Below are 1,105 nucleotides of genomic sequence, written 5' to 3'. Positions count from 1 at the left end.
GATTGGCTCTGTTTTCCTTTTTTGCAGTTCTTCTCTCGGTCTTTTCCCCCCCCGCCTCCGCCGCAAAGATCGACGACCAGTTCCGCGCCTGGCTGCAGAACGACCTCTGGCCGCAGGCCAAGGCGAAAGGCATTTCCAAAACCACCTTTGATGCCGCCTTCGACGGCATCAAGCCCAATCTGAAGCTGCCGGACCTGGTCAAGCCGGGCGAGAAGGCGGCCACGCCCCAGAAGCAGCACCAGGCCGAATTCGGCTCACCCGGCGCCTATTTCGCCGAGAAGACGGTTCGCGCGGTGACGGCGGGCGCGCGCGCGCGCGAAGCCGCCAATGCCAGGACACTTGCGGCCATCGAAAAGCGCTATGGCGTGCCGGGCGAAGTGCTGCTGGCGATCTGGGGCCGCGAGACCGGATTCGGCGCGGCGAAGATGCCTTATGACGCCTTCGAAGTGCTGGGCACCAAGGCATTCATGTCGACCAGGAAGGACTTCTTCCGCACCGAACTGCTTGCCGCACTCGAGATCGTCGAGCGCGGGCTGGCTCCGGTCGGCGCGATGAAATCGTCCTGGGCCGGCGCGCTCGGCCAGCCGCAATTCATGCCGACCTCGTTCCTGAAACATGCCGTCGATTTCGACGGCGACGGCCGCGTCGACATCTGGAACTCGACGCCCGACGTGTTGGCCTCGATCGCCAATTATCTCGTCCACTATGGCTGGGTAAAGGGTCGTGGCTGGGGATTCGAGGTGACGGTGCCGGAAAGCGTTTCCTGTTCGCTGGAAGGCCCGGACCAGGGCAAGAAAATCTCGCAATGGGCTGATATGGGCATCAAGCGCGTCGGCGGCAAACCGTTTCCAGTGAGTGAGCTGAAGGCCGAAGGCTTTCTGCTGATGCCGGCAGGGCGCAGCGGCCCGGCCTTTGTCGCCACGCCCAATTTCTACGTGCTGAAGCAATACAACACCAGCGACCTGTACGCGCTGTTCATCGGCCATGGCGCCGATCGCATCGCCCATGGCGATCAGAACTTCGCCGGCAGCTGGGGCGCGATCGGCGGGCTGCACCGTTCGGACATCGCCGCCCTGCAGCGGGCGCTGGAGGCCAAGGGCTATGA

1 protein-coding gene is annotated in these 1,105 nt (G+C 63.7%); it reads left to right on the top strand.

Annotation, left to right across the window (positions count from 1 at the left end; genetic code table 11):
- Positions 1-2 precede the first annotated feature (2 nt).
- Positions 3-1,105, top strand: a 1,103-nt coding sequence (locus tag EN969_RS32385) for a lytic murein transglycosylase (protein ID WP_245467616.1), incomplete at its 3' end; no start/stop codon positions are given.

It is taken from the genome of Mesorhizobium sp. M7A.F.Ca.CA.003.01.2.1, assembly GCF_003998945.1.
Lineage (GTDB): Bacteria > Pseudomonadota > Alphaproteobacteria > Rhizobiales > Rhizobiaceae > Mesorhizobium > Mesorhizobium ciceri.
The sequence above is the reverse complement of the archived record's forward strand: the minus strand, read 5'-3'. Positions and strand labels throughout refer to the sequence as shown.